Source organism: Mycobacterium colombiense, from assembly GCF_001672755.1.
Taxonomy (GTDB): Bacteria; Actinomycetota; Actinomycetes; order Mycobacteriales; family Mycobacteriaceae; genus Mycobacterium; species Mycobacterium colombiense_C.
In genome coordinates this window covers 1-11,906 of record NZ_LZKI01000153.1, presented here as the reverse complement: position 1 = coordinate 11,906, position 11,906 = coordinate 1, and the positions used below count along the sequence as shown (strand labels likewise).

At 67.9% G+C, this 11,906-nt stretch carries 13 protein-coding genes, 1 pseudogene and 1 riboswitch; of the genes and pseudogenes, 7 read left to right on the top strand and 7 right to left on the bottom strand.

The window, feature by feature from the left end:
• Positions 1-78: 78 nt before the first annotated feature.
• Positions 79-292, bottom strand: a riboswitch (cyclic di-AMP (ydaO/yuaA leader).
• 207 nt (positions 293-499) lie between these two features.
• Genes A5708_RS20895 through A5708_RS20885 form a run of 3 tightly spaced genes read right to left on the bottom strand, consistent with a single transcriptional unit; the run spans position 500 to position 2,269 of the window.
• Entirely contained in the window at positions 500-790 is a 291-nt protein-coding gene (locus tag A5708_RS20895) for a MoaD/ThiS family protein (protein ID WP_065030453.1), read from the bottom strand.
• Positions 783-1,865 (bottom strand): GTP 3',8-cyclase MoaA, encoded by a 1,083-nt coding sequence (moaA, locus tag A5708_RS20890; RefSeq protein WP_065030452.1) that lies wholly within the window; start codon positions 1,863-1,865, stop codon positions 783-785. The genes A5708_RS20895 and moaA overlap by 8 nt, the downstream gene beginning before the upstream one ends.
• Positions 1,862-2,269 (bottom strand): YccF domain-containing protein, encoded by a 408-nt coding sequence (locus A5708_RS20885; RefSeq protein ID WP_064951133.1) that lies wholly within the window; start codon positions 2,267-2,269, stop codon positions 1,862-1,864. The genes moaA and A5708_RS20885 overlap by 4 nt, the downstream gene beginning before the upstream one ends.
• A 165-nt stretch (positions 2,270-2,434) precedes the next feature.
• On the opposite strand from A5708_RS20885, the gene A5708_RS20880 reads away from it, so the two are divergent.
• From A5708_RS20880 to A5708_RS20870, 3 genes are all read left to right on the top strand, one after another.
• Complete coding sequence (locus tag A5708_RS20880) at positions 2,435-2,842, top strand: cold-shock protein (RefSeq protein ID WP_065030451.1); 408 nt, start codon at positions 2,435-2,437, stop codon at positions 2,840-2,842.
• 127 nt (positions 2,843-2,969) lie between these two features.
• Positions 2,970-4,922, top strand: coding sequence for an acyl-CoA dehydrogenase family protein (locus A5708_RS20875; protein WP_065030450.1), 1,953 nt, complete (start codon positions 2,970-2,972; stop codon positions 4,920-4,922).
• A 58-nt stretch (positions 4,923-4,980) separates the two neighbouring features.
• Positions 4,981-5,985, top strand: a complete 1,005-nt coding sequence (locus A5708_RS20870) for a glutathione S-transferase family protein (RefSeq protein WP_065030449.1) — start codon at positions 4,981-4,983, stop codon at positions 5,983-5,985.
• A gap of 16 nt (positions 5,986-6,001) precedes the next feature.
• Here A5708_RS20870 and A5708_RS20865 read toward each other — a convergent pair whose 3' ends face one another.
• Both A5708_RS20865 and A5708_RS20860 read right to left on the bottom strand, forming a co-directional pair.
• Positions 6,002-6,502, bottom strand: a complete 501-nt coding sequence (locus A5708_RS20865) for a DUF2771 domain-containing protein (RefSeq protein ID WP_065030448.1) — start codon at positions 6,500-6,502, stop codon at positions 6,002-6,004.
• Positions 6,499-8,148 carry an MFS transporter gene (locus A5708_RS20860; RefSeq protein WP_155766108.1) on the bottom strand — a complete coding sequence of 550 codons (1,650 nt, stop codon included), beginning with the start codon at positions 8,146-8,148 and terminating at the stop codon, positions 6,499-6,501. The genes A5708_RS20865 and A5708_RS20860 overlap by 4 nt, the downstream gene beginning before the upstream one ends.
• Positions 8,149-8,290: 142 nt before the next feature.
• On the opposite strand from A5708_RS20860, the pseudogene A5708_RS20855 reads away from it, so the two are divergent.
• A pseudogene (locus A5708_RS20855) lies at positions 8,291-9,076 on the top strand (DUF3027 domain-containing protein); the annotation flags it as partial.
• A gap of 221 nt (positions 9,077-9,297) precedes the next feature.
• Here the strand turns inward: A5708_RS20855 and A5708_RS20850 are convergent.
• Both A5708_RS20850 and A5708_RS20845 read right to left on the bottom strand, forming a co-directional pair.
• Positions 9,298-9,753: an SRPBCC family protein gene (locus tag A5708_RS20850; RefSeq protein WP_065030445.1), complete on the bottom strand. Its 456-nt coding sequence runs from the start codon at positions 9,751-9,753 to the stop codon at positions 9,298-9,300.
• A gap of 20 nt (positions 9,754-9,773) precedes the next feature.
• Positions 9,774-10,049 (bottom strand): DUF2530 domain-containing protein, encoded by a 276-nt coding sequence (locus tag A5708_RS20845; protein WP_065030444.1) that lies wholly within the window; start codon positions 10,047-10,049, stop codon positions 9,774-9,776.
• A 202-nt stretch (positions 10,050-10,251) separates the two neighbouring features.
• Here A5708_RS20845 and A5708_RS20840 point away from each other — a divergent pair, with 202 nt between their 5' ends.
• Genes A5708_RS20840 through A5708_RS20830 form a run of 3 tightly spaced genes read left to right on the top strand, consistent with a single transcriptional unit; the run spans position 10,252 to position 11,826 of the window.
• Positions 10,252-10,683 carry a MarR family winged helix-turn-helix transcriptional regulator gene (locus A5708_RS20840; RefSeq protein WP_064882740.1) on the top strand — a complete coding sequence of 144 codons (432 nt, stop codon included), beginning with the start codon at positions 10,252-10,254 and terminating at the stop codon, positions 10,681-10,683.
• Positions 10,680-11,537: a TrmH family RNA methyltransferase gene (locus A5708_RS20835; RefSeq protein ID WP_065030443.1), complete on the top strand. Its 858-nt coding sequence runs from the start codon at positions 10,680-10,682 to the stop codon at positions 11,535-11,537. Before A5708_RS20840 ends, A5708_RS20835 begins: the two co-directional genes overlap by 4 nt.
• A 10-nt stretch (positions 11,538-11,547) precedes the next feature.
• On the top strand, positions 11,548-11,826 hold the full coding sequence (locus A5708_RS20830; RefSeq protein WP_065030442.1) for a DUF2537 domain-containing protein: 279 nt from the start codon (positions 11,548-11,550) through the stop codon (positions 11,824-11,826).
• The last annotated feature ends 80 nt before the right edge of the window (positions 11,827-11,906 follow it).

The following is an 11,906-nucleotide window of genomic DNA, read 5'->3' as shown; positions in this document are numbered from 1 at the left end:
CCGGTGAAGGCGATCTTGGCGACGCTGATGTTTGAACTGCTGGGCTTACGGTGACGTCCACTCATACGCGCCGGTGTATTCCTCTCTCGTCACGCGCCTGCGAGGTCAGCTGTCGGGTTCGGGTTGGAGAGGCCACCCGGCCGGCGTAGTCGTCGTGCGAGACGACGCCGGCTTCACCCCTAGGGACCGCGAGCGGCCCCAATCCGATCACGGTGGACCGGTGGGTCCCCCGTCTCCATCCATGTAGTTCGGTGGCCCCCGCCTATTGGATGGAGCTCGGCGCGATAGGGAGGGGAGGTCCGCCAATCGGGACGGCTGGCGAGCCTTCGGAGACGGTAACGGTTTCTGTTGGTCTCGTCACGTCTTGCGAAACCCGGCGTTTCCCTCTCGGCCATCCACGAAAACCGCAGGAACACATAGTGTTTCCGCAGGTCAATCTGCGCGATATCGGAGCGTGATCGCGCCGTTATGAATCCGTTACGTGAGATAACTCACAGTTTCAGCCGCCAGAAAAGGGCGGCAGAACATCAATCGTGTCACCGGTTTGCAACGTCGCGGTCTCATCGCGGACGGCGATCCCGTCGCGCAGGTACGAGCACCGGGTCAGCACGGTGGCCAGGCGGGACCCCTGAGCGGCGAGCCGCTCGACCAGTTCGCCGACCGTGGTACCGGGTCGCAGCACCACCGTCTCCGACTCGACACCCGCGGCCGCGCGGGCGGCCGCGAAGTAGCGCACCGTCACCTGAATTCCGCTGGCTTGGACAGGGGTCTGTCCCGTGGGGCTAGCCACCGATCGCGCTCATCGGGCGGACGGGCTGGATGAAGTTCGGGTCGTTGATGCCGTGACCGGCGGGCTTGCCCCACATCGCGGTGCGCCACGCCGCCTCGACCGCGTCGTCGGGCGCATCGCTGCGCAGCAGCCCGCGCAGGTCGGTCTCCTGCTCGGCGAACAGGCAGCTGCGGATCTGGCCGTCGGCCGTCAGCCGAGTGCGGTCACACGTCGAGCAGAAGGCGTGCGAGACCGACGCGATGACGCCGAACTTGCCGCTCGGTGTGCCCGGGCCGGTGTCGACCAGCCAGAGCTCGGCCGGCGCCGATCCACGCGGCGCCGGGTCCGGCCGCAGCCGGAAGTGCGGGCGCAGCGCGGCCAGCACGTCGTCGGCGCTCAACGCGGCGTCGCGGCGCCATTGGTGCCCGGCATCCAGCGGCATCTGCTCGATGACGCGCAATTGATAGCCGAGTTTGAGGCAGAACCGCAGCAGCTCCACCACGTCCTCGCGTCCGGTGGCCGGGTCGAGCACGGCGTTCACCTTCACCGGCGTCAGGCCCGCTTCCTTCGCCGCGGCCAAGCCGGCCAGCACATCGTTGAGCCGGTCGCGGCGGGTGATGGTCGCGAAATGCTGCCGATCCACGCTGTCCAGCGAGATGTTGACCCGGTCCAGCCCCGCCCGGACCAGGCCGGCGGCCCGCCGCGCCAACCCGATGCCATTGGTGGTCAGCGAGATCTCGGGGCGCGGCTGAAGGCCGGCCGCCGCGGTGACCACCTCTTCGAGGTGGCGCGCCAGCAGGGGTTCGCCGCCGGTGAACCGCACGCTGGTCACCCCGAGCCGGGTGACCGCGATGCGCATCAGCCTGGCCAGCTCGTCGGCGCTGAGCAGTTGCTCGCCCGGCAGCCAGTTCAAGCCCTCCGCGGGCATGCAATAGCTGCATCGCAGGTTGCAGCGGTCGGTCAGCGACACCCTCAGGTCGGTGGCGACCCGCCCATAGGTATCCACCAGCGGGCCGGTGGTCGGCGCGTCCGTGGGTGCGGCCGGGCCGCCGTCACGGCTCGGCACAGTGGGGACGCCCAGCGTCGTCAGGGTCATGCGGCCACCGGCGGCACGTGGTGAGTCGGCGAGCTGACCGGAACGATCTGCTTGCCCAGCGGCATCAATGACACCGGAATCAGTTTGAGGTTGGCCAGCGCCAGCGGAATGCCGACGATCGTGAGCGCCATCGCCGCCGCGCTGACCAGATGACCGATCGCCAGCCACACACCGAACAGCACTATCCAGATGACGTTTCCGATCAGGGCCCCCGACCCCGCGGTCGGTTTGTCCACGATGGTGCGGCCGAACGGCCACAGCGCGTAGGAGGCGATACGCAGCGACGCGAAGCCGAACGGAATGGTGATGATGAGCAAGAAGCTGATGAGCGCCGCAGCCAAGTATCCGACGGCCATCCAGAGGCCGCCGAAGACGAGCCAGATGACGTTAAGGACTAGGCGCATATCTCCTCCGCGGGTACTACCAAGCGTACCGAGTGCCCGATAACGGGGGTGCTGGTTACCCGGGCATCCGAGTAGGATCAGACTCCTAATACGGCGTCCTGCGCAGGCGGGACGCTTATTGTGTTGCCTATTTCTACTGATTCGTTAGACAAGCAGGTGAGACCAGTGCCGACGGGCAAGGTTAAGTGGTACGACGCTGACAAGGGCTTCGGCTTCCTGTCGCAAGAGGACGGCGAAGACGTGTACGTTCGCTCGTCGGCGTTGCCCGCCGGGGTCGAGGGCCTCAAGGCGGGCCAGCGTGTGGAGTTCGGCATCGCCTCCGGGCGGCGCGGGCCGCAAGCGTTGAGCCTCAAGCTGATTGAGCCGCCGCCGAGCCTGACCAAGACGCGTCGCGAGGCACCCGCCGAGCACAAGCACAGCCCCGACGAGCTGCACGGCATGGTCGAGGACATGATCACCCTGCTGGAAAGCACCGTGCAGCCCGAGTTGCGCAAGGGGCGTTACCCCGACCGCAAGACCGCCCGCCGCGTTTCCGAGGTGGTCAAGGCCGTGGCCCGGGAGCTCGACGCCTAGCCGGCCGGTGACTCAGAACCGACTGCGCCTTGAAGCTACCCGGTGGTAACTTCGAGTCCGTAGGTGTGGTATTCGGGCCGGTAGTGGCTACCCACACGTCGGGTGAGTCGTTAGCAAGGAGGCTGCGATGTCACAGCAAGCGCAGGTCACCGAGGAGCAGGCGAGAGCTCTCGCCGAGGAATCTCGCGAAAGTGGTTGGGATAAACCGTCGTTCGCCAAAGAGTTGTTCCTTGGTCGTTTTCCGCTAGAGCTGATACACCCATTCCCCAAACCGTCTGATGCCGACGAGGAGCGCACCCGCGCGTTTCTCGACAAGGTGCGGCAATTTCTGGGCACTGTCGACGGCCGTGTCATCGAGCGCGACGCGCAGATTCCCGATGAATACGTGAAGGGCCTGGCCGAATTGGGTTGTTTCGGCATGAAAATTCCGTCCGAATACGGCGGACTGGGCATGTCGCAAGTTGCCTACAACCGCGCACTGATGATGATTTCGAGCGTTCATCCCAGTCTGGGCGCACTGCTGTCGGCCCATCAGTCGATCGGAGTACCCGAGCCGCTCAAACTCGCCGGAACCCCGGAGCAGAAGCGGAAGTACTTGCCGCGGTGTGCTGCTGGGGCTATATCGGCGTTTTTACTCACCGAACCGGATGTGGGCTCCGATCCGGCGCGCTTGGCCTCGACGGCCACACCCGTCGAAGAGGGGAAGGCTTACGAACTCGAGGGTGTGAAATTGTGGACCACCAACGGCGTGGTCGCCGAATTGTTGGTAGTCATGGCGCGGGTGCCCAAGAGCGACGGGCACCGGGGTGGAATCAGCGCATTCGTGGTCGAGGCCGATTCGCCGGGGATCACCGTGGAGCGGCGTAACAAGTTCATGGGGCTGCGCGGTATTGAGAACGGCGTGACCAGGCTGCACCAGGTTCGGGTGCCTAGCGAAAATTTGATCGGCCGCGAAGGTGACGGGCTCAAGATCGCGTTGACCACCCTCAACGCCGGACGGCTGTCGCTGCCCGCGACCGCGACGGGAGCGTCGAAGTGGGCGCTGAAGATCGCCCGCGAATGGTCTGGCGAGCGTGTGCAGTGGGGCAAGCCGCTGGCCAAACATGAAGCGGTGGCCGGCAAGATCTCGTTCGTCGCCGCGACCAACTACGCGCTTGATGCGGTGCTCGAATTGTCTTCGCAGATGGCCGACGAGGGACGCAACGACATCCGCATCGAGGCGGCGTTGGCCAAACTGTGGGCCAGCGAGATGGCCTGCACCATCGGCGATGAGGTTTTGCAGATCCGCGGTGGGCGGGGCTATGAGACCGCAGAGTCGTTGGCGGCGCGAGGTGAGCGCGCGGTGCCCGTCGAGCAGGTGGTGCGGGACCTGCGGATCAACCGCATCTTCGAAGGATCCAGTGAGATCATGAGGCTGCTCATCGCCCGCGAGGCGGTCGATGCCCACCTCGCAGCGGCCGGCGACCTCGCCAAACCCGACACCGGCTTGCGGCAGAAGGCCGCCGCGGCGGTCGGCGCGAGCGGCTTCTACGCGAAGTGGTTGCCACAGCTGGTCTTTGGCGAAGGTCAGCGACCGAAGGCGTACAACGAGTTCGGCCCTTTGGCGACGCACCTCCGGTTCGTCGAACGCTCGTCCCGCAAGTTGGCTCGTAACACCTTCTACGGGATGGCGCGTTGGCAGGCCAAGCTGGAGCAACGGCAGGGATTCCTCGGGCGCATCGTCGATATCGGTGCCGAGCTGTTCGCGATGTCTGCGGCGTGCGTGCGCGCCGAGGGCCAGCGTGTGGCCGATCCCACCGTCGGTCAACAGGCGTACGAGCTGGCCGAAACGTTCTGCCAGCAGGCGACCCTGCGCGTCGAAGCCTTGTTCCATGCGCTGTGGACCAACACCGACGGCAGCGATGTTCAGCTGACCCATGACGTCCTGGAGGGGCGTTACACCTGGCTGGAGGACGGGATCGTCGACCAGTCAGAAGGCACCGGGCCGTGGATCGCGCACTGGGAGCCCGGCGAGTCCACCGAAACGAACCTGGCCCGGCGGTTTTTGACGGTATCCGCGCCGTCGGAGGCGAAGCTATAGCTTCGCGTTCGATTTCTCCTGGTTCGCCGACCGCCGCCGCTGAGGCAGAATTGTCGCCATGGCCACCTACGTTGCCGGGGCGGGCGAATTCACCCGTGACACCAACTACATCACCACCCGCATCACCGCCGATGGACGCGACGGCTACCCCGTCGAGCCAGGCCGGTATCGGCTCATCGTCGCCCGCGCATGCCCGTGGGCAAACCGCGCGATCATCGTGCGCCGCTTGCTAGGCCTGGAAAGTGTTCTCTCCATTGGCTTTTGCGGCCCCACCCACGACGAGCGCAGTTGGACGTTCGATCTGGATCCGGGTGGTGTCGACCCGGTCCTGAAGATCCCGCGGCTGCAGGACGCCTACTTCAAGCGGTTCCCCGACTATCCCAAGGGCATCACGGTGCCCGCGATCGTCGACGTCGGAACCGGCGCGGTGGTCACCAACGACTTCGCGCAGATGACCCTGGACCTGTCGACCGAATGGTCGGCCTACCACCGCGACGGGGCGCCCGAGCTGTATCCCGAGCGGCTGCGCGCGGAGATCGACGAGGTGAGCAAGAGGATCTACACCGAGATCAACAACGGCGTGTACCGGTGCGGGTTCGCCGGTTCGCAGCAAGCCTACGACGCGGCCTACGACCGGTTGTTCACCGCGCTGGATTGGGTGAGCGAGCGGCTGAGCAATCAGCGATTCCTGGTGGGCGACACCATCACCGAGGCCGACGTGCGACTGTTCACCACTCTGGCACGCTTCGACCCGGTTTATCACGGGCATTTCAAATGCAATCGCAGCAAATTGAGCGAGATGCCGGTGCTGTGGGCCTACGCGCGTGACCTGTTCCAGACCCCGGGTTTCGGTGACACCGTCGACTTCGTCCAGATCAAGCAGCACTACTACATCGTGCATGCCGACATCAATCCCACCCGGATCGTGCCCAAAGGTCCGGACCTGACACATTGGCTGTCCCCGCACGGGCGAGAGAGCCTGGGCGGCAAGCCTTTCGGAGCGGGCACACCCCCCGGGCCGCCGGTGGAAGGTGAACGCGTGCCCGCCGGCCACGGGGCCTGAGCGACAAGGTCGATCCTCAGAACGTCAGCCGCACTGACCATTCCGCGTGCGGGACGTCGCGCAGCTCACCCGCCGGATCCACCGCCAGCGTCAGCAACTGCACGACGATCCCTGCCAGACGCCCGCGATGCGGGTCGACCGAGGGGATGGTCACGGCGAACCGGGTGCCCGGCCGGAAGATAGTGCTGGTGGTGTTGGTGGGGTCGTCGTAAACCTGCAGCAACCGCCAGGGCGCCCGGTAGATGGCATCGGGCACCGAGAGCTGAATCGGGTAGCGCTCGCTGACCGGCAGCTCGCCCTGGTTCTGCGGCGTCTCGCAGTCTTCGAGGTTGAGCACGTTGCAGTACAGGTACGGCCCCACCCGGGTCAGGTGTCCGTGCGAATACGCGCTGATCTCGGGGTGCCGCGGTCCGGAGCGGCCCACCAACAGCCAGGTTGCGACGCCGGCGCCGACGCAGAGCACAGCCACCAGGCAGGCGAGCAGCACGGCCACGCCCCGCTTGCTTCCGGATTTCACTCGGCAACCACCGCCGTGGCGCCGACACCGCGGCGCTTGCCCTCCTGCTCGACCATGATCGGCCTATTCCCTCCCAGGCCGGGAATCAGTGAGTTGCCGCGGAAGCTGACCAGGGTCTGCGCCAGGCCCAGGATGAGCAGCGCGGTCACCGCGGTAAAACCGACCCACAACTCGGTGTACACCAACACCCCCAGCGCGCCCCCCAGGACCCAGGCCAATTGCAGCGTCGACTCCGAGCGCCCGAAGCCCGATGCGCGGGATTCCTCCGGCAGGTCGTTCTGCAGCGACGCGTCCAGGGACGCCTTCGCGATCGCGCTGGATCCCGAGGTGACCAGGGTGGCGATCACGGCCAACATCAGGTTGCCGGCCACCGAGGCGGCCAGCGCGACCGCGCTCACCGCCACCGTGCAGCGCACCACCAGCGCGGCGGGCCGGCCCAACTTCAGGCGCGCACTGGTGAAGTTGCCGACGAAATTGCCGATCCCGGCCGCGGCGCCGATCATCCCGAGCATGGCGATCTGGGCCCAGCCGTTGGCCTGGTGGGCCTTGGCGACGAACGCGGGATACAGGAACAGGAAGCCCACCATGACCTTGATGGTGCAGTTACCCCACAGCGAGGTGATGATGTTGCGGCCCAACGGCTGTCGCAGCGCCCCGCTGACTTCCTTGTGCCAGCTGCGGCGCAGCGGTTCACTGTCCTGGCGGTAGCTCAGGGTGGCGGGAACCTCACCGGCGGTCACCTCCACCCAGCGCGGTATCCGCATCGACAGCATGGCGCCGGCGATCGTTACGACGATCACCACGAACAACGCCCCCGGGAGCTTGAACAGGTGGGTGCAGACGAATTCGACGCCACCCGCGATCGCGCCGCCGACGATGGTGCCGCCCAGCAGACCGAACATGGTCAGCCTGGCGTTGACCCGCACCAGGTCGATGGTCGGCGGCATCACCCGCGGGGTCACCGCGCTGCGCAGCACGCTGAACGACTTCGAGAACACCATCATCGCGAGCGCGCACGGATAGAGCACCCACGACGGGAAACTGCCGGTGGCGCCGTCGTAGTTCATCACCAGCAGTACGGCCAGCGCGGTGCGCAGGGCGAACGACGCGGCCAGGGCGACGCGGCGGCCGTGCTGCAGCCGGTCCAGCGCCGGGCCGATCAGCGGCGCGATCACCGCGAACGGGGCGATGGTGATCAACAGATACAGCGCGACCCGGCCCTTACTCTCGCCGGTCGCCGCCGCGAAGAACAACGTATTGGCCAGCGCGACGGCCATCGCGGCGTCCACCGCGAAATTGGCGACCACGGGCCACGTCAGCGCCGTCAGGCCGGACTTGTCGGCGCCGTCGGCCGTCGCGGCCCGCTGCACCATCCAGTACATCCGCGAACCCATCTCGCGACTGCGCAGCGCCGCGGCGCGGGTGACGGTGATCCGCTCGCCGGAAGCCGGACCGCGAGGAGCCTCGGCGCTGTTGCGTTCGGGCTCCGATTGGTGGCCCAGCGGGGGCAGGTAGCGGTTGGCGCTCGGCATCGGCGACGGGCGGCGGGTGCGCCGATCGGCGGCCCCACCGGCGGGGTAGTTGGCCGCGCCCGGATGCTGGGAGGCAGCGCCATTGCGGGGCCGGCGGCCCGGCTGAGAGGCCACGCGGCCCGGATTGTTTTGCCGCCGTCCAGACACGTCCCAATTCTCCCCTATGCGGCCTGGATGCGTCTGCAGGTAACGGGGTGTGGCTCGTCAACCTAGTATTGGAACCGCAATGCAGAAAGAAGACAGCGCGACCCGACCGATCGAGGAGCCCACCGTGGAGTACGCCGTGGCGACCGCGGCCGACTGGCCCGAGGGGTTGGCGACGGTGCTCACGGGCGCGGCGGACCAGGCCAGGGCCGCGGTCGTGGAGTTCAGCGGGCCGGAGATGGTCGGCGATTATCTGGGCGTCGGCTACGAAGACCCGAACACCGCCACCCACCGGTTCCTTGCGCACCTGCCCGGCTACCAGGGCTGGCAGTGGGCGGTCGTCGTGGCCGCCTACCCCGGCGCCGATCACGCCACCGTCAGCGAGGTGGTGCTGGTGCCCGGGCCGACGGCGTTGCTGGCCCCGGAATGGGTGCCGTGGGACCAGCGGGTGCGGCCCGGGGACCTGAGCCCCGGCGACCTGTTGGCGCCCGCCGCCGACGATCCCCGGCTGGTTCCCGGCTATACCGCCAGCGGTGACCCCCAGGTCGACGAGACCGCCGCGGAAATCGGGCTGGGCCGGCGCTGGGTGATGAGCGCCGAGGGCCGCGCCGAGGCGGCCGAACGCTGGCGCACCGGCGATTACGGCCCCGACTCGCCGATGGCGCGATCGACCAAGCGGGTGTGCCGCGACTGCGGCTTCTTCCTGCCGCTGTCGGGATCCCTGGGCGCGCTGTTCGGCGTGTGCGGCAACGAACTGTCGGCCGACGGCCACATCGTCGACAAGTTGTACGGCTGCGGCGCTCACTCGGACACCCCCGCCCCGGCGGGCACCGGGTCGCCGGCCTACGAGCCCTTCGACGACGGCCTGCTGGACGTCACCCAGGCACCGGTCGAGCCGTCCGCGCCGCCAGCGGAATCGGCAGAGGCGTCCGAAGCGCGGCCGGAGGCCGAGGCCGCGGAGCAACAGCCCGAGACCGCGGAGACCCAGCCCGAGGCCGTGGAGGAGACCCAGCCCGCGGCCGCGGAGACCCAGCCCGACGCTGCGGGTGAGACGGCGCAAGCCGAGCCCGTGTCCGAGACCCCGGAGACCGAGCAGCAGCCGGAGACCGAGACCCCGGACTAGCGGGTTTCGGCGGCGGCCTTGATGCGCGCCAGCGAGGCGTTCATCCCGTCGAGCAATTCACGTTCGAAGTTCTCGGTTCCGCCGAACAGCGCATTCACCGACAGGTTCGAAAATGCGGTGACACCGTTTTCGGCGTGACGACTCTCGATCAGCCGCGTGCCCTCGCCGCTGGGCTCGAGCTCATAGGTCCAGATGGTGTTGTTGGTGTCCACGCGGAACGCGAGCCTGCGGTCGGGGACGATCTCGACGACCGTGCACGTGGTCGGCCAGAACATCCGCTTGCGGCGGTTGAGGTTGAGGGTCCTGGTGCCTTGACGGACCGGTCCGAAGGGCTTCATCCACCGGCACTGCGGGCTCCACTGCGGCATTCGCCGCAGATCGGAAATCAATCCCCACACGGTGGCCACCGGGGCGTCGATGTCGACGTGTGTTTGCAGCAGCGGGGCTACCATCGCTCCTCCGGGTGTGCGAATTACTCGTGGCTGAGATAGTTTTCGAGCCCGGCCTGGGCGCCGCGCGCACCGCGCCGGGCCGCGGCCAGCTGCAGCAGGAAGATGCTCGTACCGAGCACGCCCACGCCCAGCCCGGCCAGGGCCACCGGACGCCACCCCTGCAGGGCGGGGACCAGGAAAGCGGCGGCCACCGCGGCCAGCCAGCCCAGCGCGCCGAGCGCGATGAAGGGCCACACGTGCAGCAGCGCGGCCGGCAGCGGCGGTGCGGTGCGGCGATCACCGGGTTCGGCAGACATCGCGATTAACATAGCCCGCCGCCGGCGTTCGCGGGCGGTGTACCCACTTGCCGAAATGGATGATCGGAAACCGCTGAGCAAGGCGGGATGGGCGGGCGGGTAAGCGTTTCGAGCAAAATTCCGAAGCTTAGCGAAAAGAATCCGCACCCGTCGTTCACCGGTTCGTGTCCCGGTTTCGCAGGCTTCCGTGTAACCTCGCGCCATGCCTGACAGCGATGCGCGGCTGGCCAGCGACCTGTCACTGGCTGTTATGCGGCTGGCCCGCCAATTGCGATTTCGCAACCCGTCGTCGCCGGTGTCGTTGTCCCAGCTGTCGGCGCTGGCGATGCTGACCAACGAGGGCCCGATGACACCGGGCGCCCTGGCGATCCGCGAACGGGTCCGGCCGCCGTCGATGACCCGGGTGATCGCATCGCTGGCCGAGATGGGCCTGGTGGACCGCGCGCCGCACCCTGTCGACGGCCGGCAGGTGCTTGTCTCGGTCTCCGAGGCCGGGGCCGAGCTGGTCAAGGCGAATCGCCGTGCCCGCCAGGAATGGCTGGCCAAGCGGCTGGCGACGCTGGACAGCGAGCAACGTGACACCCTGCGCAACGCGGCCGATCTGATGTTGGCCCTGGTCGACGAAGGCCCGTGAGTTACCGGACCGAGGCCCCCAATGTTCAGGACGTTGACGACCCCGACGATCCCAGGCTCGACGATTTCCGGGACCTGAACAGCGTCGATCGTCGTCCCGATCTGCCGTCCGGCAAGGGGCTGGTGATCGCCGAGGGGGTGCTGGTGGTCCAGCGCATGCTGGCGTCGCGCTTCCGTCCGCATGCCCTGCTGGGCACCGACCGCCGGCTCGCCGAGCTCGAGGACGATCTGGCCGGCAGCGCCGTGCCGTTCTACCGAGCCTCCGCCGACGTCATGGCCCGGGCGGTCGGTTTCCACCTCAATCGCGGCGTGCTCGCGGCCGCCCGGCGGGTGCCCGAACCCAGCGTCGGCGAGGTGATCGCCGAGGCGCGCACCGTTGCGGTGCTCGAAGGGGTCAACGACCACGAGAACCTGGGCTCGATCTTCCGCAACGCGGCGGGCCTCGGCGTCGACGCGGTGGTGTTCGGCAGCGGCTGCGCCGACCCGCTGTACCGCCGCGCGGTACGGGTGTCGATGGGCCACGCGCTGCTGGTGCCGTATGCGCGCGCGGCCTGTTGGCCTGCCGAGCTTGAGACGTTGCGGGAGAACGGTTTTCGACTCATGGCGATGACCCCGCAAGGCGCTGCGTGCGCCTTGCCGGAGGCGATGACGACCGCGCGCGACGAACGCGTCGCGGTGCTGGTGGGCGCCGAGGGGCCGGGGCTGACGCCGGCCACCCTGCGGTTGAGCGATGTGCGCGTGCGCATCCCGATGTCACGGGGCACCGATTCGCTCAACGTCGCCACGGCGGCGGCGCTGGCGTTCTACGAGCGGGCGCGCTCGACGACGAGAGGCGGCGATGGACAGTCAGACTAGGCTCCGGCTGATGAGAGACGAATCCGTGCCCTGGGCAACGGGTTTGACGGTGACCGCATTCGTTGCGGTGATCACCGCCGCCGCGATCGTGGTGCTCAGCCTGGGGCTGGTTCGGGTGCACGCGCTGCTGGCCGTGGTGCTCAACGTGGTGGCCGCCGGGGGACTGGCACCGACCCTGTGGGGGTGGCGACGAACCCCGGTGCTGCGCTGGTTCGTGCTGGGCGCCGCGGTGGGCGTCGTGGGGGCGTGGATTGTGCTGCTGGCCCTGACGGCCGCGGGTCGCGCCTAGCTCCTAGCTGTACCCGGCAGTCAGGTTGGTGACAGTCGGCTCATTGGGGGGTGTCCTCCGATGGCTGAGTGGCGTCGTTG

What these genes read in the sequence shown, in the direction of transcription:
- A5708_RS20870 (WP_065030449.1), top strand. Translation starts at nt 4,981, where the DNA reads ATGGCCACCTACGTTGCCGGGGCGGGCGAATTCACCCGTGACACCAAC.
- A5708_RS20885 (WP_064951133.1), bottom strand. Translation starts at nt 2,269, where the DNA reads ATGCGCCTAGTCCTTAACGTCATCTGGCTCGTCTTCGGCGGCCTCTGG.
- A5708_RS20875 (WP_065030450.1), top strand. Translation starts at nt 2,970, where the DNA reads ATGTCACAGCAAGCGCAGGTCACCGAGGAGCAGGCGAGAGCTCTCGCC.
- A5708_RS20830 (WP_065030442.1), top strand. Translation starts at nt 11,548, where the DNA reads ATGAGAGACGAATCCGTGCCCTGGGCAACGGGTTTGACGGTGACCGCA.
- A5708_RS20845 (WP_065030444.1), bottom strand. Translation starts at nt 10,049, where the DNA reads ATGTCTGCCGAACCCGGTGATCGCCGCACCGCACCGCCGCTGCCGGCC.
- moaA (WP_065030452.1), bottom strand. Translation starts at nt 1,865, where the DNA reads ATGACCCTGACGACGCTGGGCGTCCCCACTGTGCCGAGCCGTGACGGC.
- A5708_RS20850 (WP_065030445.1), bottom strand. Translation starts at nt 9,753, where the DNA reads ATGGTAGCCCCGCTGCTGCAAACACACGTCGACATCGACGCCCCGGTG.
- A5708_RS20840 (WP_064882740.1), top strand. Translation starts at nt 10,252, where the DNA reads ATGCCTGACAGCGATGCGCGGCTGGCCAGCGACCTGTCACTGGCTGTT.